Source organism: Kineococcus rubinsiae (assembly GCF_011839805.1).
In the GTDB taxonomy this organism is placed as follows: Bacteria; Actinomycetota; Actinomycetes; order Actinomycetales; family Kineococcaceae; genus Kineococcus; species Kineococcus rubinsiae.
This window is the reverse complement of the sequence record NZ_VWPY01000025.1, coordinates 1-25,597: the sequence shown is the minus strand read 5'-3', so window position 1 is coordinate 25,597 and position 25,597 is coordinate 1. Positions and strand designations below refer to the sequence as shown.

At 75.7% G+C, this 25,597-nt stretch carries 28 protein-coding genes; 10 read left to right on the top strand and 18 right to left on the bottom strand.

Annotated features, from left to right (window positions below):
* Positions 1-18: 18 nt before the first annotated feature.
* The 4 genes from F1544_RS13140 to F1544_RS13125 all read right to left on the bottom strand — a co-directional run bounded on the left by F1544_RS13140 (position 19) and on the right by F1544_RS13125 (position 4,949).
* The gene (locus F1544_RS13140) at positions 19-1,362 is read right to left on the bottom strand and encodes a hypothetical protein (RefSeq protein ID WP_167586060.1); all 1,344 of its coding nucleotides are present in this window, start codon (positions 1,360-1,362) and stop codon (positions 19-21) included.
* On the bottom strand, positions 1,359-1,751 hold the full coding sequence (locus F1544_RS13135) for a hypothetical protein (protein WP_167586058.1): 393 nt from the start codon (positions 1,749-1,751) through the stop codon (positions 1,359-1,361). Before F1544_RS13135 ends, F1544_RS13140 begins: the two co-directional genes overlap by 4 nt.
* Positions 1,748-2,758, bottom strand: a complete 1,011-nt coding sequence (locus F1544_RS13130) for a hypothetical protein (protein WP_167586056.1) — start codon at positions 2,756-2,758, stop codon at positions 1,748-1,750. Before F1544_RS13130 ends, F1544_RS13135 begins: the two co-directional genes overlap by 4 nt.
* Positions 2,759-2,894: 136 nt before the next feature.
* Positions 2,895-4,949, bottom strand: coding sequence for a HelD family protein (locus F1544_RS13125; RefSeq protein ID WP_308470057.1), 2,055 nt, complete (start codon positions 4,947-4,949; stop codon positions 2,895-2,897).
* 147 nt (positions 4,950-5,096) lie between these two features.
* On the opposite strand from F1544_RS13125, the gene F1544_RS13120 reads away from it, so the two are divergent.
* On the top strand, positions 5,097-5,633 hold the full coding sequence (locus F1544_RS13120) for an SSI family serine proteinase inhibitor (RefSeq protein WP_167586054.1): 537 nt from the start codon (positions 5,097-5,099) through the stop codon (positions 5,631-5,633).
* 24 nt (positions 5,634-5,657) lie between these two features.
* Here the strand turns inward: F1544_RS13120 and F1544_RS13115 are convergent, their stop codons facing one another.
* The gene (locus tag F1544_RS13115; protein WP_167586052.1) at positions 5,658-6,353 is read right to left on the bottom strand and encodes an SDR family NAD(P)-dependent oxidoreductase; all 696 of its coding nucleotides are present in this window, start codon (positions 6,351-6,353) and stop codon (positions 5,658-5,660) included.
* Positions 6,354-6,456: 103 nt separating this feature from the next.
* Between F1544_RS13115 and F1544_RS13110 the strand changes: the two genes are divergently transcribed.
* On the top strand, positions 6,457-7,305 hold the full coding sequence (locus F1544_RS13110; RefSeq protein ID WP_167586050.1) for a helix-turn-helix domain-containing protein: 849 nt from the start codon (positions 6,457-6,459) through the stop codon (positions 7,303-7,305).
* Between the two features lie 5 nt (positions 7,306-7,310).
* A complete protein-coding gene (locus F1544_RS13105) occupies positions 7,311-8,135 on the top strand; it encodes a phosphotransferase enzyme family protein (protein WP_167586048.1) in 825 nt (274 codons plus the stop codon).
* Here the strand turns inward: F1544_RS13105 and F1544_RS13100 are convergent.
* On the bottom strand, positions 8,132-8,794 hold the full coding sequence (locus F1544_RS13100; protein WP_167586047.1) for an HAD-IA family hydrolase: 663 nt from the start codon (positions 8,792-8,794) through the stop codon (positions 8,132-8,134). The two genes, F1544_RS13105 and F1544_RS13100, sit on opposite strands and share 4 nt — an antisense overlap.
* Before the next feature lie 123 nt (positions 8,795-8,917).
* Here F1544_RS13100 and F1544_RS13095 point away from each other — a divergent pair, with 123 nt between their 5' ends.
* Positions 8,918-10,219 (top strand): HNH endonuclease signature motif containing protein, encoded by a 1,302-nt coding sequence (locus F1544_RS13095; protein WP_167586045.1) that lies wholly within the window; start codon positions 8,918-8,920, stop codon positions 10,217-10,219.
* Positions 10,220-10,384: 165 nt separating this feature from the next.
* Here F1544_RS13095 and F1544_RS13090 read toward each other — a convergent pair whose 3' ends face one another.
* Positions 10,385-10,885, bottom strand: coding sequence for a hypothetical protein (locus F1544_RS13090; protein ID WP_167586043.1), 501 nt, complete (start codon positions 10,883-10,885; stop codon positions 10,385-10,387).
* 397 nt (positions 10,886-11,282) lie between these two features.
* Positions 11,283-12,287 carry an isopenicillin N synthase family dioxygenase gene (locus F1544_RS13085; protein ID WP_167586041.1) on the bottom strand — a complete coding sequence of 335 codons (1,005 nt, stop codon included), beginning with the start codon at positions 12,285-12,287 and terminating at the stop codon, positions 11,283-11,285.
* 43 nt (positions 12,288-12,330) lie between these two features.
* On the opposite strand from F1544_RS13085, the gene F1544_RS13080 reads away from it, so the two are divergent.
* The gene (locus F1544_RS13080; protein ID WP_208971815.1) at positions 12,331-12,936 is read left to right on the top strand and encodes a helix-turn-helix domain-containing protein; all 606 of its coding nucleotides are present in this window, start codon (positions 12,331-12,333) and stop codon (positions 12,934-12,936) included.
* Between the two features lie 9 nt (positions 12,937-12,945).
* Here F1544_RS13080 and F1544_RS13075 read toward each other — a convergent pair whose 3' ends face one another.
* From F1544_RS13075 to F1544_RS13065, 3 genes are all read right to left on the bottom strand, one after another.
* Positions 12,946-13,215 (bottom strand): hypothetical protein, encoded by a 270-nt coding sequence (locus F1544_RS13075; RefSeq protein WP_167586039.1) that lies wholly within the window; start codon positions 13,213-13,215, stop codon positions 12,946-12,948.
* Between the two features lie 136 nt (positions 13,216-13,351).
* Entirely contained in the window at positions 13,352-14,494 is a 1,143-nt protein-coding gene (locus F1544_RS13070; protein ID WP_208971814.1) for a glycerophosphodiester phosphodiesterase, read from the bottom strand.
* Positions 14,495-14,568: 74 nt separating this feature from the next.
* On the bottom strand, positions 14,569-15,456 hold the full coding sequence (locus F1544_RS13065; protein WP_167586038.1) for an Fpg/Nei family DNA glycosylase: 888 nt from the start codon (positions 15,454-15,456) through the stop codon (positions 14,569-14,571).
* A gap of 27 nt (positions 15,457-15,483) precedes the next feature.
* Here F1544_RS13065 and F1544_RS13060 point away from each other — a divergent pair, with 27 nt between their 5' ends.
* A complete protein-coding gene (locus tag F1544_RS13060) occupies positions 15,484-16,176 on the top strand; it encodes a Pr6Pr family membrane protein (protein ID WP_167586036.1) in 693 nt (230 codons plus the stop codon).
* 139 nt (positions 16,177-16,315) lie between these two features.
* Entirely contained in the window at positions 16,316-16,696 is a 381-nt protein-coding gene (locus F1544_RS13055; protein ID WP_167586034.1) for an ATP-binding protein, read from the top strand.
* On the opposite strand, the gene F1544_RS13050 is transcribed toward F1544_RS13055, so the two are convergent.
* The 4 genes from F1544_RS13050 to F1544_RS13035 all read right to left on the bottom strand — a co-directional run bounded on the left by F1544_RS13050 (position 16,693) and on the right by F1544_RS13035 (position 19,819).
* A complete protein-coding gene (locus F1544_RS13050; protein ID WP_167586032.1) occupies positions 16,693-17,856 on the bottom strand; it encodes an MFS transporter in 1,164 nt (387 codons plus the stop codon). The genes F1544_RS13055 and F1544_RS13050 overlap by 4 nt on opposite strands.
* 49 nt (positions 17,857-17,905) lie before the next feature.
* Positions 17,906-18,340 carry a hypothetical protein gene (locus F1544_RS13045; RefSeq protein ID WP_308470056.1) on the bottom strand — a complete coding sequence of 145 codons (435 nt, stop codon included), beginning with the start codon at positions 18,338-18,340 and terminating at the stop codon, positions 17,906-17,908.
* The gene (locus tag F1544_RS13040) at positions 18,337-18,699 is read right to left on the bottom strand and encodes a hypothetical protein (protein ID WP_208971812.1); all 363 of its coding nucleotides are present in this window, start codon (positions 18,697-18,699) and stop codon (positions 18,337-18,339) included. The genes F1544_RS13045 and F1544_RS13040 overlap by 4 nt, the downstream gene beginning before the upstream one ends.
* A 67-nt stretch (positions 18,700-18,766) precedes the next feature.
* The gene (locus F1544_RS13035) at positions 18,767-19,819 is read right to left on the bottom strand and encodes a CapA family protein (protein WP_167586030.1); all 1,053 of its coding nucleotides are present in this window, start codon (positions 19,817-19,819) and stop codon (positions 18,767-18,769) included.
* A 68-nt stretch (positions 19,820-19,887) separates the two neighbouring features.
* On the opposite strand from F1544_RS13035, the gene F1544_RS13030 reads away from it, so the two are divergent.
* On the top strand, positions 19,888-20,754 hold the full coding sequence (locus F1544_RS13030) for a DNA-formamidopyrimidine glycosylase family protein (protein ID WP_167586028.1): 867 nt from the start codon (positions 19,888-19,890) through the stop codon (positions 20,752-20,754).
* A 22-nt stretch (positions 20,755-20,776) separates the two neighbouring features.
* On the opposite strand, the gene F1544_RS13025 is transcribed toward F1544_RS13030, so the two are convergent.
* A complete protein-coding gene (locus F1544_RS13025) occupies positions 20,777-21,673 on the bottom strand; it encodes an NmrA family NAD(P)-binding protein (protein ID WP_167586026.1) in 897 nt (298 codons plus the stop codon).
* Complete coding sequence (locus F1544_RS13020) at positions 21,670-22,170, bottom strand: MarR family winged helix-turn-helix transcriptional regulator (RefSeq protein ID WP_167586024.1); 501 nt, start codon at positions 22,168-22,170, stop codon at positions 21,670-21,672. Before F1544_RS13020 ends, F1544_RS13025 begins: the two co-directional genes overlap by 4 nt.
* A 78-nt stretch (positions 22,171-22,248) precedes the next feature.
* On the opposite strand from F1544_RS13020, the gene F1544_RS13015 reads away from it, so the two are divergent.
* The gene (locus F1544_RS13015; RefSeq protein ID WP_167586022.1) at positions 22,249-23,421 is read left to right on the top strand and encodes an epoxide hydrolase family protein; all 1,173 of its coding nucleotides are present in this window, start codon (positions 22,249-22,251) and stop codon (positions 23,419-23,421) included.
* A gap of 21 nt (positions 23,422-23,442) precedes the next feature.
* Here the strand turns inward: F1544_RS13015 and F1544_RS13010 are convergent, their stop codons facing one another.
* Complete coding sequence (locus F1544_RS13010; RefSeq protein WP_308470055.1) at positions 23,443-24,765, bottom strand: ArgE/DapE family deacylase; 1,323 nt, start codon at positions 24,763-24,765, stop codon at positions 23,443-23,445.
* 74 nt (positions 24,766-24,839) lie between these two features.
* Here F1544_RS13010 and F1544_RS13005 point away from each other — a divergent pair, with 74 nt between their 5' ends.
* On the top strand, positions 24,840-25,319 hold the full coding sequence (locus tag F1544_RS13005; protein WP_167586020.1) for an Lrp/AsnC family transcriptional regulator: 480 nt from the start codon (positions 24,840-24,842) through the stop codon (positions 25,317-25,319).
* The last annotated feature ends 278 nt before the right edge of the window (positions 25,320-25,597 follow it).

Here is a 25,597-nt window from a genome sequence, read left to right as displayed (position 1 = left end):
CTGAGGAGAGGGAGCCGGTCAGCGCGGCGACAGCTGGGCGCGGTCGACGACGGCGTCGCAGATCCGGACGAGGTCCTCGAACAGCAGCGCCGACGGCACGGGCTGCAGCCTGGCCACGCTGGCCGGACCCTCGCCCTGCGTGCGGACGACGTAGGTCCCGGCGGCGCCGGCGTTCAGCAGCAGCCGGTCGGCGTCCAGCCCGTCCGCGTGCAGGGTGCAGAGGAACCACGGCTGGGCCCACGCGCGCAGCAGGGCCGCGTCGGCGTCGGCCGGCGGCGGGGTGCGCGGGTCGGCGGCCCGCCGGGCGAGCAGGTCCTGCGGGAGCTCCACGGCACCGCCCGCCGACCACGCGGGCCCCAGGCCGACGAAGCCCGCCAGCACGACGGGCAGCAGCGAGGCGTCGACGACGTCCACGGTCACGACGCCCGCCGCGTCCCGCAGCTCTCCGCCCCGCGGGTCCGCGGGCAGCTCGCCGGGCGCCGCGGTGGTCACCACGAGCGCGTCCGCCCCGTGCAGGGAGACGTCGAGGGCGAGGGGCGCGGCCCCGCGGGCCGACTCCAGGCGCAGGTGCCCCGTGCGCTCGCGGGCGAGGGCGACGAGCCCCGCGCCGTCCTCGCTCGGCCGGCCCCCGGCGCGCAGCAGGCCCGCGGCGACGAGCTCGTCCCGGAACTCCGGCGCCACCCGCCGGCGGGCGCCGGCGAGGTGGTCGAACGCCGCGCGGCTCAGCCGCAGCCCGGCCGCCGGCGCCGGCTGGGCCTCCGCGACGCGGGCCAGGTCCTCGAGGTCCTCGCCGCGGGCGGCGAACCAGGGGTCCCGGCGCGGGCCCTCGGCCGGTTCCCCGGCGGCGGGGACCTCGGCAGCCGTCGGCGCGTCCGCGCGGACCCCGTCCACGACGGCCCCGACCAGCGGCCGCAGCGCGGCCCACTGCAGCAGCGGGAAGCTCGCGGTGACGGTCACGCCGTGGCCGTCCACGACGGTGACGGCCTGCAGGACGGCGATCGTGGCCCGCCCCTGCCGGTGCGCGAAGAGGAGGCGGCGGCCGGTCAGCGGTCCCGTCGCGGGGTCGTCCGCGCTGACGTCGTAGGCCAGGACGCGGCCGTCCTCGACGCTCGCGAGGGCGCCGGCCAGCGCGGCCGTGCCGAGGGCGGCGGCGTCGACGCCGGGGGCCAGGGGCACCCGCGACGCGGTGACGGTGGGGCGGAAGCGGACCTCGGCGCCGCCCGCGGACCAGGCGCGGTCGGCCGCGATCGTCACGTGCCCGGGCGGGCCGTCGACGCGGGACCAGCCGGCGGGCAGGGGCAGGCGCAGGCCCGACGCCGGGTCGGAGACCTTGCCGCCCGTGCGGACGTCGTCGGCGCTCACCAGCGCGTCCCGCGCCGCAGCGGCCGCCACCGGGCGGCCTCCGCCTCGGGGCGGCCGGCGTCGACCCAGGTGCGCAGCCACGCGGGGCGCAGGAAGCGGGGCAGCCACACGAGCCCGACCAGGCCCACGGCCCAGCAGAGGACGGCCGCCACGAACAGGGCGCCCAGCCCGACGGCGGCGGGCGGCGACAGGCGGCCCGGCGAGGACGACAGGAGGGCGACGACGGAGCCGAGCAGGCCACCCGCCCCGAGCCACAGGACGCCGAGCGGCGTGTACGGCCCGAACACCCCGGTCACCGCCAGCACGCGGGCGAACCCCGCCGCGTAGAGCGCCCCGGACGTCAGCAGGGCCAGCGAGCAGACGGCCCCGACGAGCGCGGGCGCGATCACCCGAACACCTTCTTCCACAGCGCGTGACCGCCCTCGCGGAGGACGCGGCCGCCGGCCTTGCCGGCCTTGCTGCCGACGAAGGCGCCGATCGCCCCACCGACGAGGGCCCCGCCCACGGTCCCGACGACGGGGATCGGGATGAAGCTGCCGACGGTCGCCCCCAGCTGGGCGCCGTAGATGCCGCCCGCGACCGCACCCACGCCCTCGGTGGCGGCGACGGCGGACGCCTCGGCGACGCGGCGGCCCGTGCCGTACTCGGGGTGGTACCGCTGGTCGTGCTCCCACTGGCCGGCGAAGGAGTCGTAGACGGTCAGCCCGGCGCCCACGACGCCCAGGGCCCTGCCGCTGGTGCGCGCCCACGCCGGCGGGCGCCCGAAGCCCCCGGTGGTGAGGAACCGCTCGCCCGGCTGGTGGACGTCCGGCCCCTTCGACAGGGCAGTCACGACCTCGACGGCCGGGTCGGCGGACGACCCGACCGGCACCAGCAGGCCCGAGGGCCGCTGCACGAGCGGGACGCCCCGCACCTGGTCGACGACGTTCGCGGGCCGGGTGAAGTCGAGGTCGAGCAGGATCGACCCGGGGGCCGGGAGCGCCAGCAGGGGCTTCCGGTAAGCCGTGAGCAGGCTCTGGCTCAGCCCGAGGGGCACGGCGCCGAACTCGTCGGAGCGCAGCATCCGCTCGATGTTCGCGGTGACCGACTCGTCGGTGCGCACGGCGAGGTTCCCGGGGTCGGGCATCCAGAACCCGAGGCCGAGGAGCTCGCGCAGCGGGACCTCGACGTCGACGTACTGCTGGGCCCGCTCGCGGGCGACCCCGGCCAGCGCCGCGAGGTCCTCCTCCACCGCCCACGCGCGGCTGCGCACGGCCGGTCCCGGGCCGGCGAGCGCGCTCAGCCCGTCGAGGCGCTGCTGCAGCTCCCGGGCCCGGCCGCCGAGCGCGGCCGCGGCCGTCGCGGTGGCGGCGGACATGGCGAGCACGCCGTCGGGGTCGATGGCGACGAGCGGCACGAGCGGGGACCTCCGGGGACGGCGGGCGACTGGCGTCCACGGTAGGTGCCGGGTGCGCCGCGCGGCCCGGGCGCGGGACTTCCGCCCCGGACACCGCCCGATCGGCGCAACCGCCTGGCTCAGCGCAGCCGGTACCTCAGCGCAGCTCTGCGGGCAGCGGTTCGGCGTGCAGGACGGTGAGGCCCGTGACGGCCCGGGTCAGGACGACGTAGAGGCGGCGCAGCCCGGTGCGCTCGTCGGGTTCGCCCGCGACGATCGCGGCGGGTTCCACGACGACGACCCGGTCGAACTCCAGGCCCTTGACGAGGCTCGCGGGGGCGAGCGCGACGCGGCGCGGGGTGTCCTCGTCGGGCCGGTCGAGCCGGGCGAACTCGACGCCCGCCGCGGTCAGCGCCGCGGCCGCCTCCTCCAGCGCGGCCGCGGCGACGACGAGGCCGACGGAACCCTCCTGCGCGACGAGGCCCGCGACGACCGCGACCGCGTCGGCGACCGGGTGCGGCGTCGCGACGACGTCGAGGTGGCCCGGGTCCTCGCGCACCGACGTGGGGATGCTCAGGTCGGGGGCGATGCGGGGCAGCAGCTTCGCGGCGTAGTCGATGACCGCGGACGGCACCCGGAAACCCCGGTCGAGGACCTCGAGCGTCGCGTCGGGCTTGCCGAGGTGGCCGAGGACCTCCTCCCAGGACCGCGCCGACCACGGGGTCGTGCCCTGCGCGATGTCGCCGAGGACGGTCGCGGCGCCCGTCGAGCACCGCCGGCCGACGGCGCGCAGCTGCAGGGCGGAGAGGTCCTGCGCCTCGTCGAGGACGACGTGGGCGCGGGACGGCGTGCGCTGCAGCGCCTCCGCGACCTCGTCGAGCAGGACGGCGTCGGCCGGGGTCCACCGCGCCGCCCCCGGCGTGCGCGGGGGCTTCGCCCACGCCAGCAGGGCCCGCTCGGCGTCGTCGAGGACGCCCTCGGAGTTGGCGGCGAGGAAGTCCGGGTCGGACAGCAGGCGGTGCAGCACCTTCGCGGGGTCCTGCGGCGGCATGAGCAGCTTGGCGGCGCGCTTCACCTCGGCGCTGCGGGCCACGGCGTCCTGCACGGCGTCGTCCGGGGCGTCCCCCGCCGCCTCGAGCAGCTGCAGCACGGAGTGCGCGAGGCGTTGCGGCAGCAGCGTTCTCGCGGCCTCGTAGCGGATGCCCCGCGAGCGCAGCTCGGCCAGCAGGTCCTCGACCAGGTAGCCGGGCACGCGCCAGCGGCGGGTCCCGCGCGTGACGACGACCGCGCCGTCGGGCAGCACGTCGCGCGGCACCGCGACCGCGGACCAGACCGCGCGGTGGACCACCTCGGCGAGCCGGGCGTCGCCCTTCAGCGTCGCCACGTCGGAGGGGTCCTCGCCGCGCACGAGCACGGCCTTGCGCCCGTCCGCGGCGCGGGTGACGAGGTCCTCGACGGTGCTCTGCTCGACCTGCACCTCGCCGAGCGCGGGCAGCACCGCGGCGATGTGGCTGAGGAAGGCGTGGTTCGGCCCGACCACGAGGACGCCCTGGCGGGTGAGGCGGTCGCGGTGGGCGTACAGCAGCCAGGCCGCGCGGTGCAGCCCCACGGCGGTCTTGCCCGTCCCCGGCGCCCCCTGCACGCAGACGGTCGTGGCGACGTCGGCGCGCACGAGGACGTCCTGCTCGGGCTGGATGGTCGCGACGATGTCGCGCATGGGCCCGGAGCGGGGCCGCTCGATCTCCCGGGCCAGGATCGCGCTGGCGCGCCCGTCCTCGTCGGGCGCGACGGTCGCCAGCAGGTGCTCGTCCTCGTAGGCCGTCAGGCGCCCCTGCTCGACGCCGAAGCGCCGCCGCACCACCACGCCCTCGCGCTCCGCGCGGCTCGCCCGGTAGAAGGCCCGGGACACCTCGGCGCGCCAGTCCACGACGACCGGGTCGCCCGCGTCGTCGGTGACGTGGCGGCGGCCGATGTGGAACCGCTCGCCGCCGTCGTGGTCGGTGCGCCCGAAGAACAGCGTGGTCGCCGGGTCGTCCACGAGGCCGGCCGCGCGCTGGGCCAGCGCCCAGGCGAGCGCCTCGTCGGCGATCGCGTCCCCGCCGTCGGGCGTCAGGGACAGCGTGTGCAGGCGCATGCGCTCCAGCTCGGCGCGGGCGCGGTCCAGGTAGCGCTGCTCCTCGGCCAGCACGTCGGACGGCGGGACGTCGGGCACGGATCCTCCGCAGGGGGTGGGGGTGGGCCCACGACTCTGGCACGAGAGGAGCACGCTGAGCGACGACGCGAGGGAACCGGCGCCGCGCGGCTCGCGTCGGACCCCCGGCACGCCCCGCAGGGGCGGCCCGCGACGCAGGAGGTCACCATGGTGAGCAGGAGCACGACGCGGGGCACCGCACGCGCAGCGGTGGTCCTCGCGGCCACCCTCGCGCTCGCGGGACTCGCGGCGTGCGGCGAGCAGCAGGCAGGAGGTCCGCCCGTGACCAGCAGCAGCAGCGGCGACGCCGTCACCCCGAGCGCGAGCAGTCCCGCCGCCGGCGACGCGACGGCCGCGGCGGAGCAGTCGATCACCGTGACGGTGGACGACGGCAGCGGCGGGAAGCAGACCTGGACGCTCACGTGCGGGGCCGACGGCGCCCCCGGCGGGGACCACCCCGACGCGGCGAACGCCTGCGCCGCCCTGGCCGCCCTCCCCGACCCGTTCCGGCCCGTGCCCAAGGACATGGCCTGCACGATGGTCTACGGCGGCCCGCAGACCGCCACCGTGCAGGGCCGGTGGGGCGGGAAGGACGTGCTCACGACGTTCAAGCGGACCGACGGCTGCGAGATCGCCCGGTGGAACCGGATCGCCCCCCTGCTGCAGCCCGGTCAGCCCGTGACGGCGGGCACCCACGCCGGCTGAGTCCCCCCGGCCGGCGCGGGGCGGTCACCAGCCGACGACGCCGTGGCGGTCGCGGAACTGACCGGTCGGGCCGTCGGAACCGATCGAGGCGAGCTCCACGATCGCGTCGGTGCCCTCCGTGATCGTCTGCGGGCCGCTGTTCCCGTTGAAGTCCGTCGCCGTGTACCCGGGGTCGACGGCGTTGACCTTCACGCCGGGCAGGGACTTCGCGTACTGCGTGGTCAGCATCGTCACGGCCGCCTTCGACGACGTGTAGAGCGGCGCCGCGAACGAGGACTCGACGCGCGCCGCGTCGTGGGTGGCCTCGAACGAGCCCATGCCGCTGGAGACGTTGACGACCACGGGGTTCGCGGACGTGCGCAGCAGTGGGAGGAACGCGTGCGTGACGCGGACGATCCCGACGACGTTGACGTCGAACACCGCGGTGGCGTCCGCCGCGGTCAGCTCGTCGGTGGGCTTGTGCGGGCCGCTGACGCCCGCGTTGTTGACGAGGACGTCGATCGTCCCCTCGTGGGCGGCGACGTCGGCGGCGGCCGCCGCGACGGACGCGTCGTCGGTCACGTCGATCTGGACGAACCGCGCCCCGAGGGCGTCGGCGGCGGCCCGGCCGCGCTCGACGTCGCGGGCGCCGACCAGGACGGTGTGCCCGGCGGCGATGAGACGGCGGGCGGCCTCGTAACCGAGGGACTTGTTGGCTCCGGTGATGAACGTGGTGGTCATGGGCCCACTGTGCGGCCGAGCGGGAGGGGCGACCAGTGCCCTGCCCGACGGTAGGACGGGCAGTACCAGGACGGCCGTCCCGGCCCGGGGCACCATGGTCCGCGTGGACGAGACCCTGGGTGCGGCCCTGCGCCGCTGGCGCGACCGGTTGTCCCCCCGCGACGTCGGCCTGCCCGAGCGCCCGGGCCGGCGGGCCGTGGGGCTGCGCCGCGAGGAGCTGGCCGACCTCGCCGGCCTGTCCGTGGACTACGTCGTCCGGCTCGAGCAGGGCCGGGCGACGAACCCGTCGGCGCAGGTCGTCGCGACGCTGGCCCGGGCGCTGCAGCTGCAGCCCGGGGAGCGCGACCACGCCTACCGCCTCGCGGGCCTGCTCCCGCCGGCCCAGGGGACGATCTCCACGCACGTCCCCGCCGGGGTGCAGCGCATCGTCGCCCAGCTCGGGGAGTTCGCGGTCGGGGTGTTCAGCGCCGACTGGACCCTGCTCACGTGGACGCCGACCTGGGCCGCGCTGATCGGGGACCCGAGCCACCGCACGACGAGGGAGCTCAACCTCCTCCGCGCCGTCTTCACCAAGGGGTCCAGCGGGCTGTCGTCGTGGCCCGTGCGCCAGGCCGAGGAGGGGCTGCCGAGCGCGCTCGTCTCCGACCTGCGCGGCGCCCTGCTCGACTACCCGCACGACCGGGGCCTGGCCGCACTGGTGACCGAGCTGCGCACCACCAGCCCTCGGTTCTCCGCGCTGTGGGAGCAGGGCGCCGTGGGCCGGCACGTCTCGTCCCGCAAGACGGTCGAGCACCCCGACGTCGGGGACATCACCTGCGACTGCGACGTCCTGTCCGTCCCCGGCAGCGACCTGCGGCTGGTCGTCTACACGGTCGCCGCGGGTTCAGCGGACGCGGAGAAGCTGGAGTTCCTGCGCGTCACGCGGGGAGTTCCCGTGGCCCCCGAGGTCTGAGACGGGTGGAGGCCGCGGAGCGCGCCCGCGCCCTGGCCGCCGCGTCGGCCAGCGCGTCCTCGCTGGGCCTCGTGGTCGACGAGGCCGTGGTCCTGCAGGACTCCAACCGGCTCACCGTGCGGCTCCTGCCCTGCGACACCGTGGCCCGCGTGACGTCGACGGCCCACCGGGTCGCGGCGTTCGAGCTGGAACTCGTCCGGCGCCTCGCCGAGGACGGGAGCCCGGTGGCCGCACCCGAACCCCGCGTGCCGGCCCGCATGCACGAGCGGGACGGTCTCGGGGTGACGCTGTGGGCGCACCACGAAACCGCCGACCCGTCCGTTCCGGAACCCGCCGCCTACGCCGACGCCCTCGCGCGGCTGCACGACGGCCTGCGCCGCGTCGACCTCCCCGCGCCGCACTACGCGGGGCGGGTTCAGCAGGCTCTGGCGCTCCTCGCGGACCGCGAGCTCACCCCGGACCTCGACGACGCCGGCCGCGAACTGCTGACCCGGACGCTGCGAGGCCTGCCCCGGGTGATCGACGGCGCCGGCCGCGACGAGCAGCTGCTGCACGGCGAACCGCACCCGGGCAACGTCCTCACCACCGCCGAGGGTCCGCTGTTCATCGACCTCGAGACCTGCTGCCGCGGCCCCGTCGAGTTCGACGTCGCCCACGCACCCGACGCGGTCGCCGACCACTACCCCGGCCTCGACCCGGACGTCCTGCGCGCGTGCCGGGTGCTGACCCTCGCGCTGGCCACGACGTGGCGCTGGGACCGCGACGACCGCCTGCCGGGCGGACGGCAACTCGGGCTCGAGTGGCTCGCCCGGATCCGGTCGATGGTCTAGTGACCAGGTGTCAGGCCGGTTCCTGAGCTCACCCACGAGAGCAGCAGGAGCTGCGCCTCGGCCAGCGAGGCGACGACGGCGTCCGCCGCCCGCAGGTCGCCTGCCTCGTGGGAGGTGGTCACGGCCACCACCCGCATCCCCGCGGCTCGCGCGGCGTCGACGCCGGCGGGCGCGTCCTCCACGACCAGGCAGTCCTCGGGCCGCACCCCGAGCAGCCGGGCGGCCAGCAGGTACCCCTCCGGGTCGGGTTTGCCGCGCGTGACGGAACGCCCGTCCACCAGCACCGCGGGCAGCGGTAGTGCCCCCGCGCTGAGTCGGGCCCGCACGGAGGCGGCGTCGCCACTGGTCACCACCGCCCAGCGGTCGGCCGGCAGCTGCGCCAGCAGCGGCGCCGCGTCGGGGAACACCGGGAACGCATCGGGCAGCTCGGCGACGAGGGCCACCAGCCGCGCGTACTCGGCGTCGGCGTCCAGGTGCGGAGCGACCTCGGCGATCGTGTCCACGGGCCGGCGCGCGGGAGTGGCCGCGAGCACCGCGACGGGATCCAGCCGGTGCAGGGCCGACCACCGGTCCCAGACGCTGCGGTACCCCTGGTGGGAGTTCACCAGCACCCCGTCGGCGTCGAAGAGGACCACCCGGGAGTTCTGCGAGGACGGCACGCCTCATCTTCCCCCACGAGCTCCGCATCCGCGCCGGGGTGGGGGACACCCACGACGACGGGTGAGGAACCCTCACGGAAGTGACTCTGGTTGCGGGACAGTGGTTCCCGTAGACTCGTACACGTGTTCGAAGCAGCTGCGCTCCCCGCACCCGACACCCTCCCGGGTGCCGGGGACGCCGCACTGGTCGACCTGCTGATCACCCTCGACCGCGAACGTTCCCGCATGGACGCCCTCGGGTTGCACGCCGTGGAGGAACTCCGCCGGCGGCGAGTTGCGGAACACCCGGGCCTCGCCCCCGCGGACGGAGGTTCCGCTGAGCCGGTGCAGCTCACCGGGGAGCAGGTCCTGGCCAGTGAACTGTGCGCCGCGTTGCGCATCGGGCACGGCACCGCCCACCACCGCATCACCCAGGCGAAGACGCTGACCGAGGACCTGCCGGCCACGCTGGACGCGTACACCGCCGGGGACCTCCACCACGGCCACGTCAACGCGATGCAGGACGCGGCCGCTCTGCTGACCGCCCCCGTCGTGGCCGTCGACGGCGACGAGGGCGAACCCCTGTACTCCGAGGACGCCCTGCGCGTGGCGCGGGCGGAGCTGGAGAAGACCTGCCTGGAGGGGGTTCAGCGCCTCAGCCGCGCCCAGCTCAGCCGACGCCTCACCCGGAAGCTGCACAGCCTCGCGGCCGGGCACACCCGCCGCACCAGGGCCACGCGCGAGGCAGGCCGTTTCGTCCGGATCGAGGCCTGCGACGACGGGGTCACCGCCCACCTGACCGGGGTGCTCCCGCTCGCTGAGGCGTTGCGGCTCGACACGTTCCTCACCGGATGCGCCGACGCCACGAACCCGGAGAACCCCCGTGGCGTGGACGCCGACGGTCGCTCCCACGCGGCCCGCCGGGTCGACGCGCTGCTCGACCTGAACACCGGCCGCGGAACCTCCCCGTCGGTGCAGGTCAACGTCACCGTCGCGGCCACCACCCTGCTCGGGCTGGACGACGAACCCGCCGAAGTCGTCACCCCGACCCTGTCCCTGTCCGTTCCCGCTGAGGTCGCCCGCGACCTCGCGGCCTGCGGCACCTGGCGTCGCATCCTCACCGACCCCACCGGGACCGTGATCGACGTGGGGGACCGCACCTACCGACCCTCCGCGAGGATCGCCCGCAGAGTTCAAGCCCGGGACACGACCTGCATCTTCCCCAGCTGCACGCGACCGGCACAGAACTGCGACCTAGACCACGTCGTCCCGTTCGCCCAGGGTGGCGGGACCACCGCGGAGAACCTGGCGCCGGAGTGCCGGCATCACCACCGCCTCAAGACCCACACCCGCTGGCAGGTCAAACCCTTGCCGAAGCGCGGCTGGCGGTGGACCTCCCCCACCGGCCACACCTACGACACCAGCACCGATCCCCCGCCCTACTGACGGCTGGAGGAGCGACCAGCCGCGACTCGGCGAGGCGTGCCCCGGAGGGGGCCATCAACGGGACGTGATCCACCGCAACGGCTCCAGGTTCCGGTGAGACGACGAGAGCCACCCCGGTCGGCGCGTGGCCGGCCGGGGTGGCTCCGTGCAGGTGGTTCTAGAGGATCAGCGGTGAGCGGAGTCCGCGCGGCCGGTGTGGTCGCGGTCCTCGTGGTCGTCGCCCTCGATCTCCTTGGCGAGCAGACCCGAGCCGATGGCCCAGATCGCCGCACCGATGATGCCGACGAAGACGCCGATCTGCGCGCTGAGCTCGTCGCCGCGCTCGAGGCCACCCATGGGGTTGAGGGCGAACAGGATGCACTGCAGCGTGGCGGCGATGCCGACCGCCATGGAGACGAGGGTCAGCCCGCGGTGCTGGCCGCGGCGGGCGCGCTTGCCGGCGTAGACCATCGCCAGCAGCAGGCCGATGCCCAGGTAGGCGATGAAGGGGACCAGCGAGTCCGTCTCGTACCCCGTGCGGGAGGTGTCGGTGTTCTCGAGGTGCACCCAGTTCAGGAGCGGGGAGATGTTGAAGACGACGATGCCGAGCGCGGCGACGGCCAGTCCGCTCTTCTTCGCGGTGCGGACCGTGCGGGTCGTGGTGTTGGGCGTGGCGGTGTTGGCCATGGTGGTGTCCTCAGTGATCGTGTGTGGCGTGACGAAGGGTGCAGGGTTCGCGGCTCGATGACACCTGGCGGCCCCGGAGGGGCCGCGGCACGATGCGCTGGCCGCGCTGCACAGGTGCGGAACGCGTCCTGGGCAGCCCTGCAGCTGGTCGCCGCCGTCTGGCGTCGTGGCCCAGCTGTTCGTCTCTATCCCACCCGTGTCTGGAGTGGTCGTGCTCGCCCGGAGGAGAAGGCGGAGGTAGTCCTTTAGGACTACCTGCAACCAGACTGTCGCACACCTTCGGGGCATCGCGCGCGTCGAGCACCGTCCGGGGCCGGCGTCAGCGGTCCGTCCTGCGCAGCGCGCTCGCCCGGACCGCCTCTCCCGCTGGACCTCCAGGCCGCGCTCGTGCGACCGGTCAGCGCCCCGCGGCCAGGACGCGGGCGGCGTCGCGCTCGGCCGCGGTGTTCGCCGTCCCGGCGCGCGAGCCCGCGAGCTTCGCGGCGATGTGCTCCCCGACGGTGATCGGTGGGTAGGTGGGGTCCGCGCCCGGGTCCACGCACGTCGGGAGCGCGGCGATCACGGCGTCCACGTTGCCGTCGTGGAAGAACGCGGCGGAACGGCGGCGCTCGATCGTCCCGTCCACGATCGGCGGCTTGACCCGGTGCAGGGTGGACGTCCAGCGCTCGTTCGTCCACCGCGCCATGAGGTCGCCGAGGTTCACGAGCAGCGCCCCGTCCGCGGGCGCGACGTCGTGCCAGGTGCCGTCGGAGGCGAGGACCTGCAGCCCCCGCACCTGGTCCGCCCACAGCACCGTCACGATGCCGTAGTCGGTGTGCTCCCCCATGCCCGTGAGGTCGCCGTCCAGCTCGACCTCGCCGGGCGGGAGCGCGTAGTTGTTCATCCGCAGCACGTCGAGGGAGTGGTCGGTGGACGCGTCGAAGAACCCGCGGGGCAGGCCCAGCGCGTCGGCGAACACGGTGGTCAGGACGCGGGCGACGCGACCGGCCTCCGCGAACCAGGCCTCCACCCCGGCCCGGAACCCCGCGGCCTCGGCGGGCCAGAGGTTCGCGGCCTGGTCCTCGACCCCGACGTTAAACGCCTCGAAGAAGTCGTTCATGCGGCTCGCCGACTCGACCCCGAGGCTGAGGCTCAGCGACTCGCTCTTGGGCGGGCTGTAGCCGCGGTTCGCGGGGGAGCGGTAGGTGCCCTTGACGTCGGCGGGCAGGGCGAAGAAGCCGTCCATCGCGCGGGTGAGCCCGTCGACGGCCGCGGCCGGCACGCCGTGCCCCGTGATCTGCACGAACCCGACCGTGCGGCAGGCCTCGTCGAGGGCCCGTGCGGTGGCCGCCCGCTCGTCGTCGGTGCCGTCGCCGACGTAGGGGCTGATGTCGACCGTGGGGACGGTGAACTGCTCGGCCATGGGCCCTCCTCGGTGGGTGATAGCTCAGAGATATCATCCGGAGGTGCCTGCCGACCAGACCCCCGCCGAGGACGACGGCCTCGCCGCGCTCGTGGGCGCGGCCGTCCGCGACCGCCGGGAGCGCGCGGGCCTGTCCATGCGGGCGCTGGCGACCCGGGTCGGGATCAGCCAGCCGTTCCTGTCCACGATCGAGCGGGGCCTGTCGTCGCCGTCGATGTCGACGCTCTACCGGATCGCGACCGGCCTCGGCGTCGCCCCCGGGGACCTGCTCCCCGGCCCGCCCGCCCCGACGGCGGACCGGGGCGGCGTCACGGTCGTCCGGTCCGGCGAGGCGCTCCCGCTGCCCGCCTCGGACGACCCCGGGGCGGCCGTGGGCCTGGCCCGGCTGGCGCGGCCCGGGCTCGGGCTGGAGGTCGTGGAGTACCGCGTCGCCCCCGGCGAGCACCTCGGCGGGTGGTTCGACGCTCCCGGGGAGATGGCCGTGCTCGTCCTCGCGGGCGCCCTCGACGTCGAGGTCACCGGCGCCGGGACGTGGCGGCTGGCCGCGGGCGACCTGCTGCACCAGCCCGGCCACCTGCCCCACCGCTGGACCGCCGCGGGCGACGCCCCGGTCCACCTCGTGCTGGTCGGCTCCCGCCGGCCCGCGTGAGGAGGACGCTCAGGCGGCGCGGTGGAACCAGCTGCGGGGCCCGGCGTGGTGCACGGGGACCACGACCCGCTCCGGGACCGCGGGCCGCACGACCGCCGGCCGCGCGGTGACGACCACGAGCCGGGAGGCGTCGCCGAAGCGCGCCCCGCGGGGCGCGACGAGCAGGTGCCCCGACTCCCGTCCCGCGCGCGCCGCGCGACCGCCCAGCGCCAGGACGGCGACCACGAGCACTCCGACCACCACGACCACCCCCGTCAGGACCGCTGCCACTGCACCCACCCCGACCACCTCCTCGACACCCTCGTTCCGACCCCTCCAGGGTGCGCCGGAACCCCGTGCCCCGGCATCGGAGGAGAGACGGAGACGCGGTGTCCTCCCGGGGGAGGACACCGCGTCGCGGGAGGTGGAGGCGCGCTCAGGCGGCGGCCTCCTCCCCGCTCGCGAGGAACTCGTCGCGGGCCGCGACGCCGATGTCGGGGGCGTCGGTGAACAGGCCGTCGATCCCGGTGGCGAAGTACGCGACCCCCAGGTCCAGCACGCGGCCGTAGGCGGCCGGGTCCGTCCCCGTGCGGTAGTCCACCGGCAGGAACGAGTTCTCCGGGCGCAGCGTGTAGGGCACGACGTCGAGGCCGGCGCGGTGCGCGTCGGCCACGAGGCGGCTGGGGGTGCCCAGCGTGCCGTCGGCGTTGCGGGGGATCACCTGGTCCAGCGACGGCCCGAGGTCGGTGACGTAGCGGGAGATGGTCTTCAGCGACTCCGGCGTCAGCAGGTCCGCGTACGTGCGGGGGTCGCCTGCGGCGACGAGGTCGGCGGGGGCCCCGGTGGCCGAGGTGAGGAACACCGAGTCCGCGCGCAGGCCGTAGCGGCGGCGCAGCTCGCGGAGGTTGGTCAGCTCGAACGACTGGACGGTGGCGACGGAGCCCGGGCGGTTCAGCCGGTGCTTCTTCAGCGCCGCGACGACCTTGGCCTCCATCGGCAGGCCGAGGCCCTGGAAGTACGTCGAGTGCTTGATCTCGGGGATGATCCCGATGCTGCGGTCGAGCTCGGCGGACAGGTCCTCGCGCTCGTCGAGGACCTCCTCGAACGTCGGGACCTCGAACCGGCCGTTCCAGATCGTGTTCTCCTGGCGCAGGTCGGGCAGGCGCTCGACGGCGCGCAGCGTCTTGATCTCGGCGAGGGTGAAGTCCTCCGTGAACCAGCCTGTCAGCTCGACCCCGTCGACGGTCTTGGTCGTCTTCCGGTCGGCGAACTCGGGGTGGCTCGCGACGTCGGTCGTCCCGGAGATCTCGTTCTCGTGCCGCACCACGAGCTGGCCGTCGGAGGTGGAGACGAGGTCGGGCTCGATGACGTCGGCGCCCTGCCGCGCAGCCAGGTCGTAGGAGGCCAGCGTGTGCTCGGGGCGGTACGCGGAGGCTCCCCGGTGGCCGACGACCGTCGGCTCCTCGGAACGGCTCGCGGTCGCGGGCCCGACGGGCAGCAGGACGGCGGCGCTGACGCCGACCGCGAGGACGGTGCGGAGCCGGCGGCGGTGCCGGCGGGGGCTCTGAGGTGTGGTCACGCGCCGCAGTGAACTCTCCCGGGTTGCTGTGCGCGACCTGAGGACGGTGAACTCCCGGTGGCGGGGAGGCGGCGCTACTTCAGCAGCCGCGACATCCGGCGGTCGGCCAGCGTCTTGCCGCCCGTCTGGCAGGTGGGGCAGTACTGCATCGACCGGTCGGCGAAGGAGACCTCGCGCACGGTGTCGCCGCAGACGGGGCAGGGCAGGCCCGTCCGGCCGTGCACGCGCATCCCGGCCCGCTTGGCGTCCTTGAGCTCGCTGGCGGGTTTCCCGCCGGCCGCGGCGATCGCCTCGTGCAGGACCTCCTGCAGCGACGTGTAGAGCGTCTCGACCTCGGCGTCGGAGAGCTTCCCGGCGGAGGCGTAGGGCGACAGCTTCGCGGCGTGCAGCACCTCGTCGGAGTAGGCGTTGCCGACGCCGGCCAGGACCGACTGCTCGCGCAGCAGCCCCTTGACCTGCTGGCGCGAGCCGGCCAGCAGCTTCGCGAAGGCGGGCAGGTCGAAGTCCGCGGCCAGGGGGTCCGGGCCGAGCGAGGCGATGCCCGGCACCTGCAGCGGGTCGCGGACGATGTGCACCGCGAGGCGCTTCTGCGTCCCCGCCTCGGTCAGGTCGAACCCCGGCGGCCGGTCCTCGGCCTCGTCGTCCTGCGGGGCGAGGCGCACCCGCAGCGCCACGGGGTTCTTGCCGCCGGGTCGCAGCGGCGCCTTCGGCAGGGCGTCGGAGTACCGCAGCCAGCCCGCGCGGGACAGGTGCACCACGAGGTGGAGGCCGTCGACGTCGACGTCGATCCACTTCCCGTGCCGGGTGACGCCCGCGACCATCAGCCCCGCGAGCGCGGTCGGCGGCGGGTCGAACGTCTTCAGCACGTTGATGGCGGCGACCTCGACGTTCGAGACGACGCGGTCCACCAGCCGCTCGCGCAGGAACGCAGCGAGCGCCTCGACCTCGGGGAGTTCCGGCACCCGACCAGTGTGGGGCAGAGTCCTACCGTGCGTCCCCTCCTCGTCACCTACCGGTCCGTGATCGTGCTCGTGGTGCTGGCCGGGGTCCTGTGGGAGCCGGCGGCGCGCTTCGACGACCCGCAGCTGGGCTTCGCGGGCCTCGGCACGAAGCTCGTCTTCTTCACGATCCAGAGCAACCTGCTGCTCGCCGCGATGGAGGCCGTCTCGGTCCTCGCCGCGCTCCGGCACCGGGCGCAGCCCTCGGGGTGGGTCGTGGGCGGGGCGACGTTCTTCGTCACCATCACGTTCGTGATCTACAACACCGTCCTCGTGCCGGGCGGCGGGGAGGGCGCGGTGCTGCTGTTCTCGGGGCGGCCGAGCTCGGACCTGCTGCACGTCGTGGCGCCGCTGCTCGCGATCGTCGACTGGGTGGCCTTCCGCCCGCACCCGGGTGTCCGGGCCCGCCGGAGCCTGCTGTGGCTGGCCTACCCGATCGCCTACCTCGTCTTCGTCCTCGTGCGCGGGACCCTGACGCTCGGTCCGCCGCACTACCCGTACCCCTTCGTGGACGTCGACGAGATCGGCTACGACGGCATCGCCCGCTCGTTCGCCGTGCTGGCCCCGTCCTTCGCGGTGCTGGCCCTCGCCTTCTCGGGGATCGACCACCTCCTGGGCCGCACGCGCGCCCGGCGACCCGCGCCCGACGCCCCGGAGGAGCGGGCTCCGGTGGGACGGGAATGACGGGTGTGGGGACAAGGGACGCGGCGGGTGATTGACTGTCAGTGACGCCGTGATGACTCGACTGGCACGGAAGGCACCCGGCGCGGGGCGACACCTCGCGCCCCCGACGCACCTGGAGGTCGAGGGCCCCTTGTTCCGCGTGGTCCTCCCCCCCACCCCGAAGTCGGTCGGCGTCGCCCGCTGGCTGATCGGTGAGTGGTGCGCGCCCTGGGTGCGGGCGCACGAGGTCGAGGAGGACACCGTCGAGTCGGTGCTGCTGCTGGCCAGCGAGGTCATCACCAACGCGGTCGTCCACGGCGACGGGATGGTGCACGTCAGCCTGGACCGGCCGGGGTCCTCCGCCCTGCGCATCGAGGTCGCCGACGACGGCGGCGGGATGCCGCTGATCGGCGCGCAGCGCGAGGACGCCGAGAGCGGGCGCGGGATGGCGATGGTGGAGCTGCTCTCCAGCCGCTGGGGCACGGACCTCGCGGTGGGCCCGCTCGGCAAGGTCGTCTGGTTCGAGGTCCCCGTCGCCTAGGCGACGACGGCGTCGCGGCCCGCCGCCCACGCGACCGCGGCCTGCACGGCGGCGAGCAGCGTGAGGACGGCCAGCGGCACCGTCCAGGACCCGGTGGCCGCGTGCAGCGCGCCGATCGTCACGGGCCCCGCCGCGGCCAGCAGGTACCCGACGGACTGCGCCATCCCCGACAGGGCCGCCGCGCCCGCGGCGTCCGCGGCCCGCGCGGAGATCGCCGACAGCGCCAGCACCACCGTGGCCCCGCCGCCGAGCCCGACGACGACGCTCGCGAGACCCGTCTGGTGCGGCGCGACGAGCAGCAGCAGGAACCCCAGCGCGGTGACGAGCGACGTCGCGACGGACGCGCGGCGGCTGCGGGTCACGCTGCTCGCGACGAAGGGGATGGCGAGGCTCGCGAGGACCCCCGCGCCCTGCATGAGCGACAGGTGCCAGCCCGCGGCCGCGGCGCCGAGACCCGCCCGGTCGCGCAGCACCGTCGGGAGCCACGCGACGAGCACGTAGAACGTCACCGACTGGCAGCCCATGAACGCCGTGACGGCCCAGGCCAACGGCGAGCGCCACGGCGCGCGGACGTGCGCGCCCGGGGCGGTGACGGGTTCCGCGCGCCGCAGCTGCGCCGTCCACACCGCGGCCGCGAGCAGCGCGGGCGCCCCCCAGACGGCCAGCGCCGTGCGCCACCCGCCGGGCAGGGTGTCCGCGAGCGGGACGACGGCGCCCGCGGCGACGCTGCCGACGAGGCCCATGACCACGACGTACCCGCTGGTCATCACCGCCACGCGGGACGGGAACTCCCGGCGCAGCAGCGCGGGCAGCAGGACGTTGACGACGGCGATCGCGACCCCGAGCACCGCGGTGCCGGCGAACAGCGGCACGACCCCGGGCGCCGAGCGCAGCGCGCAGCCGGCGACGAGGAGCAGCAGCGCGGCGAACAGCGTCCGGCGCAGGCCGAGGCGGCCGGCCAGGCGCGGCACGACGCCGGAGGCCGCGGCGAAGGCGAGCAGCGGCAGGGCGGTCAGCAGCCCCGCGGCGGTGGAGCCGAGGTGGACGTCCGCGGAGATCGTCGGCAGCAGCGAGCCGACCCCCGTGATGGGGGCCCGCATGACGCAGGCGACGAGGACGATCCCGGCCAGGAGCAGAGCGGTGGAGCGGCGCGGTCCCATGGTGGTTCCAGTGTCCCAGGGCAACGGCGGCCCCGGGCGACGGCACCGCTCAGGACCGGCGGCGGGACTCCCGGCGCAGGTAGACGAGGCCGAGGACGGGCAGGACGAGCGGGACGTAGCCGTAGCCGCTGCCGTAGCCGGACCAGACGGTGGAGTCGGGGAACGCCTGCGCGTCGGCGAGGCTGAGCGTCCCGACGACGAGGACCCCGAGCAGCTCGACGCTGCAGGCCGCCCAGGCCACGCGCCGCCAGCGGGCACCCGTGCGGGCGAGGCCGAGGGTGGCGAGGACGTAGACCACGCCCGAGAACGCGGACAGCACGTAGGCCAGCGGGGCCGCGTCGAAGTCGGTGGCGATCTGGACGGCCGCGCGGGACACCGCGGCCACGGCGAAGACCGCGTAGAGGGCGACGAGCGCGCGGCCGAGGCCCGTGGTGCGCCGCGCGGGGCGCTGCGTCCGCTCGCTGTTCAGACCGCGCTCGCTCACGCCGTCACCTCGAACAGCAGGTACATCCGGTAGACCACGACGACGACCGCGAAGCAGCCGACGGCGAGGACGAGGGTGCTGGGCCGCGAGCGGTCGGCGAGCGTCCAGAACGTCGCGGCCGGGATCATGAACGGCGCCACGACGAGGTAGGCGATGGACGTCGCGAGCTCGACGGGCCGGGTCCCGGTCACCAGGGCGACGACGGCGGACACCACGAGCACCAGCAGGGCCAGCTCGACGACGGCGAGACCGACGAGGTGCGGGCGCTGCACGCGCTTGTCCAGCGCCACGGTCACCACGGCCCAGACCGTCATCGCGAACGCCAGCGCGCAGACGACGGCGACGAGGGTCCCGGACACGAGACGCCACTCTACGACCCCCCTCCCTCCGTGATCATGCAGGGATTACCTGCATGATCACGGCGGGTCAGGGGGTTCCCGACAGGTCCGTGCAGGGGCGCAGCGCGGCCTTCGCCTGGACGGCGGCGTCGGCCGCGGCGCCCTCGAGGGGCACGGGCAGCCCGGAGCGGATCTGCGCCGGCCGCCACTGCGCGGCGCTGACGCCGCCGCGGCCGGCCAGTGTCAGGTGCAGCACGCCGCTCTGCGTGGTGGCGCCGGTGCCGCGGGCGTAGAAGACGAAGTTCCCGAGCCCGTAGTCGACGAACGCGCGCCGCTCCCCCGCCGAGAGCCAGCCCTGGCCGAGCTGGCGGTGGGCGTGCGAGCCGACGACGGCGTCGGCCCCCGCCGCGACGAGGGCGTCCGCGAGCTCCTGCTGCGCGGGCAGCGGGCACTCGTCGAGCTCCTTGCCCCAGTGCAGGAGGACGACGACCGAGTCGGCCCCGCCCCGGGCGGCCTTCACCGCCGCGACCAGCCGGTCGCGGCCGGCGGCGTCCTGCACCGACGCGAGGCCCGGCTGGTCGTCGGTCGCGGTCCACGCGCGGGCGAGGGAGGTGTCGAGGACCTGGGTCGCGTCGAAGACCGCGAGCCGGTGCCCGCGCACGGTCGTGGTCCACGGCCGGAACGCGGCGGCCGCGTCCGTGCCGATGCCGATGAGGGGCAGCCCCTCGGCCTTCCCCGCCGCCAGGGTGTCGGTGAGCCCGACCCGGCCGTAGTCGAGGCCGTGGTTGTTCGCGACGCCCGCCACGTCGACGCCCGCGGCCTTCAGGGCCCGCAGCCCGCTCGGCGGCGCGCGGAACGTGTACTTCTTCCCGGCGGGAGTCCCCCGGTCGGTGATCGCCGTCTCGACGTTGACCACCGTGACGTCGGCGTCGCCCAGGACGCCCGCGACGGCGTCGAGGCCGCCGGGTTCCAGGGCCTTCGCGCTCGTGCCGGCGAAGTGGACGTCGCCCGCCACGTTCAGCGTGATGTCGGGCGGCGTCGGGGGCGCCTCGGGTTCCGGGTCCGAGCAGGCGGTGGCGAGCAGCAGGAGGGTCAGTGCCCCGGCGGTCTGCAGGGCACGCGGGCGGGAGCGGTGACGCACGAGACGACCTGTCCTTCGGCGGTGGGTGCGGCCACTGTGCACCCGATCGCCGTTGCTACGTTCACGCCGTGCCGGAACTGCCCGAGGTCGAGTCCGCCCGCCAGGTCATCGAGCGCGCCGGGCTGGAGCGCACCATCGCCGACGTGGACGACAGCGACACGTTCGAGTGCCGCCCGCACGCGCCCGGCGACCTGCGGAAGGCGCTCGTGGGCCGTCGCCTCACGGCCGCGCACCGGCGGGGCAAGACGATGTGGTGCGACACCTCCGGCGACGGGCCGGCGCTGGGGATCCACCTCGGCATGAGCGGGCGCATCGTGGTCAGCCCGCCGGCCGACGGCGCGGGCGAGGTCGTGGTCGGCGGCGACTACGGCGGCGACAGCCGCGACGAGAGCGGGGACGACGGTTCCTGGGCGCCCTGGAACGACCGGGTCGTCAGCCGCAACCCCGTGAAGCCCGAGTGGTACCGGTTCACGCTGGTCTACGCCGACGGCGGGCAGCTGCGGCTGTTCGACAAGCGCCGGCTCGGGAGGGTGCGGCTGGACCCGGACGTCGACGCGCTCGGCCCCGACGCCGAGCAGATCGGGCGCGAGGAGTTCCGCGAGCGGATCGGGAGGGGCAGCGCGCCGCTGAAGGCCCGGCTGCTGGACCAGTCCGCGATCGCCGGCATCGGCAACCTCCTCGCCGACGAGGTGCTGTGGCGCGCCCGCCTGAGCCCCCGCCACCTCTCGGGAACGCTGCGCGAGGAGGAGCTGGACGAGCTGCGGCGGGAGCTGCGCGCCTCGATCCGGCACGCCGTCCGCCACGGCGGTGTCCACACCGGCGAGGTCGTCCCCCACCGCAAGCCCGGCGGGCACTGCCCGCGCTGCGGCGCGGAGATGGTGCACGCCACCGTCGGCGGGCGCAGCACCTGGTGGTGCCCGGCCGAGCAGGTCTGAGCCCCGCCCGCCGGGGCGCGGGCTACGCCGCCAGGTGGGTGCGGAGGACGTCGCGGACGGTCGTCCAGGTCTGCGGGCCGTAGCGGTCGTCGTCGACGTGGTGCAGCTGCGCCTGGCCGCTGAACATGCTGGCGAAGTACTGCAGGCCCTGCCAGGCCGGGAAGGGTTCGTCGGGGTCCTTCGAGAGGGCGCGGCCGATCCGGCCCATCGCCGAGAGGGTTCCCGCCGTGCCGGCCCACTGCAGCCGGAAGGGGGTTCCCGTCAGCTCCGTCATGGTCCGCGCGACGTCCCGGGCGGTGACGCGGGAACCCGCGACCTCGACGACGCGGGGGGCGTCGGGGTCGAGGGCGACCAGCGCGGTGGTGCGGGCGACGTCGTCCTTCGTCGTGAAGTCGAGCACCTGGTCGGCCGAGCCCCAGAACAGGACCCGGCGGCGGCCGAACAGGACCATCGGCGCCTCACCGGTCAGCAGGTCGGTGAACATGCCGCTGAGCACCGAGGTCGCCCGGACGGGCGCCGCGTCGAGGTCGGCGGCGAACTCCCGGCGGAGCTCGAAGTTCCGGTTGCTGCCCGGGGTGATCCGGCGGTAGTCCGCGGAGTAGTCCGACGGGACGAACCGCGGGACGCCGGCGGCGACGGCCGCGGCGAGCAGCGCGCGCTGCGCGTCGACGATGACGGGCCGGGTGCCGCTGACGGCCGAGACGACCACGTCGGCGCCGGTCGCCGCGGCGGTCAGGGCGGCGGAGTCGGAGTAGGCGGCGGTGACGACCTCGACGCGGGGCTCGTCGCCGAACAGCTCGGCGGCCGTCGCGCTCCCGGGGCGGGTGAGGACGCGCACGCGGGCGTCGCGCAGGAGGAGTTCGCGGACGATGCGTCGGCCGAGGTCGCCGGTCGCGCCGGCGACGAGGGTGGTGGTCATGGGCGTGGGTCGTCCTTCGGGGTGTCGGGGGTGCAGGGCTGGGGGTCGCCGGCCGTCAGCGCGACCCGGGCCAGGAGGCGGCGCAGGTGGATCTGCTCGGTCGCGGTGAGGTTCCGCATCAGGGCGCCCTCGACGTCGCGGAGGGCGACGCGGGCGGCGGCGAGCAGCGAGCGGCCCGCCGCGGTCGGGTGGACCTGGCGGACGCGCCGGTCGGCCGGGTCGGGGCGCCGCTCGACGAACCCGCCGGCCTCGAGGGCGTCGACGGCGTAGGTCATCTGCGTCTTGTCGATCCCGAGGCGGTGCGCGAGCGCCAGCTGCGAGGAGGGCTCCTCGGTGGTGACGGCCACCAGCACCTGGTACCCACGCGGGCCGCCGGGGACGTCGGCGACCGCACCCGTCGCGGACCGCGAGAAGCCCGCGTACACGGCGGGCAGCGCCCAGCCGAGCTCGGTCTCGATCCCGCCGGCGTCCCAGTCGACCTCCACAGAACGTCTCATACCGAGACTGTACGCCGCGCTGATCGTCTCGTGCAACGATTGTCTCTCCACAAGACGATTTACCCTCGGAGGAACCCCATGACCGCCGTCACGCCCTTCCTGCTCGACGTCCCGCAGGCCGACCTCGACGACCTCCGGCGGCGCCTCCTGGCCACCCGGTGGCCCGACGCCGAGACCGTCGACGACACGTCGCAGGGACCCCGGCTGGAGAAGGTCCGGGCGCTCGTCGAGCGCTGGGCGACCGGCTACGACTGGCGGCGGACCGAGGCGCTGCTGAACGGCTGGGGCCAGTCCACGACGAGCATCGACGGTCTCGACGTCCACTTCCTGCACGTCCGCTCCGCCGTGCCGGGGGCACGCCCGCTGCTCCTCACGCACGGCTGGCCGGGGTCCGTCCTGGAGTTCCGCCACGCCGTCGGACCCCTGACCGACCCGGAGGCCCACGGGGGTTCCGCCGCGGACGCGTTCCACCTCGTCATCCCGAGCCTGCCCGGGTTCGGGTTCTCGGGGAAGCCGACCGCGACCGGCTGGAACCTCGCCCGGACCGCGCGGGCCTGGGCCGTCCTCATGGGGCGCCTCGGGTACCAGGACTGGTTCGCGCAGGGCGGTGACCTCGGCGCGTCCGTCACCGCGGAACTCGCGGCCCTCGAGGCCGCGGAGGGCATCGGCCTCGCCGGCGTCCACCTGAACATGGCCCTGTTCCAGCCCACGGACGACGAGGCCCGCGACGCGACCGCCGAGGAGCGGGTGATGCTGCAGGAGAGCGGCTACTACTGGCAGGTGCTGTCGGCGTACTCGCAGCAGATGTCGACCCGGCCGCAGACGATCGGCTACTCCCTCAGCGACTCCCCCGTCGGGCTGGCGTCCTGGATCTACGCGATGTTCCAGGACGTCGGGGGTTCCCACGACGAGCACGGCGACGCCGAAGCGCTGTTCAGCCTCGACGAGATGATCGACGACGTCATGCTCTACTGGCTGCCCAACGCCGCCGCCTCCGCGGCGCGGATGTACTGGGAGAGCGCCCGGACCGGCTGGGCGTCCCCGGGAACCGTCGAGGAACCCCTGACCGTCCCCGTCGGCCTCAGCGTCATGCCGGGCGAGTACGTCCGCCGGTCGCAGCGGTGGGCCGAACGTCGGTACGCCGACCTCGTGCACTTCAGCGAGGTCGCGCGCGGCGGCCACTTCGCGCTGCTGGAGCAGCCGGAACTCCTCGTCGCGGACATCCGCACCACGTTCCGCGGCCTCCGCTAGACGTCCCCCGGCCCGCCCTGCTCACGCCTCCCCGCACGTGCGCAGCGCGAGCAGGGCCAGGGTGCGCGCGGACAGGAGCACGTCCTCGACCGGCACCCGCTCCCCCGGGCCGTGCGCCAGCCGCAGGTCCCCCGGGCCGTGGTGCAGCGCCGGGATCCCCGCAGCCGCGTAGAACCGCAGGTCGGTGCCGGCCGTGAGCGCCCGCTCCGGCGGCCTCGCGCCGCCGGCGTCGACCACGGCCCGCTGGACGGCCGGGAGCAGTGGCGCACCGGCCGGCAGGGCGCTGCCGGCGTACGTCCCGCCGACCCACTCGACGCGGGCCGGGTGGTCGGCCAGCCACGGGTGGGCGCTGCACGCCGCGGCCACGCACGCCTCGAACACCGCCCGGGCCTGCGCCACCGACTCCCCCAGCCGCACGCCGAAGCGCCCCTCGGCGACCAGCCGGTCGGGCACGGTGCTCGCCCAGTCCCCGGCCCGCAGCCGGCCGATCGAGAGCCCGTAGGGGAGCGGGTGGTCCCCGAACCGGGACCGGTCGGCGGGCTGGCGCTCCGCCTCCAGCCCCCGCAGCGCCGCGTGCACGTGCTCGAACAGCTCCACGGTGCTGACCCCGAGGTGGCGGTTGGCGGCGTGCGCGGCCAGCCCGGTGAGCGTCAGCCGGAACGTCAGCGCACCCGCGTGGGCGGTCATCACGGCCCCCGCGGTCGGTTCCGGGATGACGCAGGCGTCGCCGAGGTGCCCCCGCCGCAGGGTGGCCCAGGCGCCGAGCCCGCCGTCCTCCTCACCCGTCACGGCGTGCACCGCCAGCGGGCGGGCGAGCCGCACCCCCGCCGTCCGCAGCGCCCGCACGGCGGTCAGCGCGGCGACCAGGCCGCCCTTCATGTCGCAGGTGCCGCGGCCGTGCACGGCCCCGTCCGCGATGCGCGGGGTGAACGGGTCCCCTGGCCACTGCGCCGGGTCCCCGGCTGGCACGACGTCGGTGTGACCGCAGAGGATCAGCCCCGGCCGTCCGCCGTCCCGGCCGGGCAGCGTGCCCACGACGCCCCACGCCTCGCTGCGCTCGACCTCCTGGCCGGGGGCGTCTGGGTCGGTTGCGGCCTCGTCGAGGTCGATGGCCCAGCGGTCGACGTCGGTGCCGAGCTCGTCGAGCCGGCGCGCCACCAGGTGCTGGGCCTCGGCCTCGGCGGCCGTGCCGCCGAGCGAGGGGACCGCGACCAGCTCCACGAGCCGCTCGACGGCCCACGGCCCGTCGACGGCGTCGAGCACCGCGGCCTCGCGGGCGGACAGCCGGCCCGGCGGCGGACCGGACGGGGGCGGCGGGACCGGGGGCGCGTGGTGTGCGGACACGACGGCACCGTCCGACGCGATCCGGCCGGGGCGCAACCGCGCGCCGCGCTCCCGGCGCGTCGCACAATGGTGTTGTGCGCAGAGCGGGTCTCGAGGCCCTCGACCGGGCGATCGTCGGCGTCCTGCAGGAGCGGGGCGACGTGCCGAACGTCGAGCTGGCCCGCGCCGTCGGGCTGTCCCCGGCGGCGACGCTGCGGCGCGTGGCGCGCCTGCGCGCCGACGGGGTGATCACGGGGGTGCACGCCCGGGTCGACCCCGAGCAGGTGGGCGTCGCCCTGCAGGCCTTCGTGCTGGTGGTGCTGGACGAGCACGACGAGGAGAGCGCGGCGCGGTTCGCCCGGGCCGTGGCGCTGATGCCGCAGGTCGTGCGCGCCGACGCCGTCAGCGGGGCCGAGGACGTGCTCCTGCACGTGGCGGCCGCGGGGACCGCGGAGCTGCAGGAGGTCCTGCGGGCGCTGCCCCGCATCGGCGCCCGCCGCGCCACCACCCTGCTGCGCCTGGGGTCGGTGAAGGACCCGGGTCCCCTGCCGCTCCCCGTCCCGCTCCGGGACTGACGGGCCGCCGGCCGGGCGGTTCCGCTGGGCCGAACTGCTGGACCGCCCCCGGACGCGCGCCCCGGCGGGGTGGCGGTGGGCGAGACTCGGCGCGTGCGAGGTCCGCACCACGACCGGGAGGCCCCGTTGACCAGCTCCACCCCCCCGTCCCCGCCGCGTCCCCGGCGCCGCCGGGGCCGCCGCACGGCGGTCCTCGTGGCGCTGGGCCTCGTCGTCGTGGCCGCCCTGGCGGCGGCCTCGCCCCTGCGGGGCCTGCTGCGCGGCGCCCTGTCGGGGGG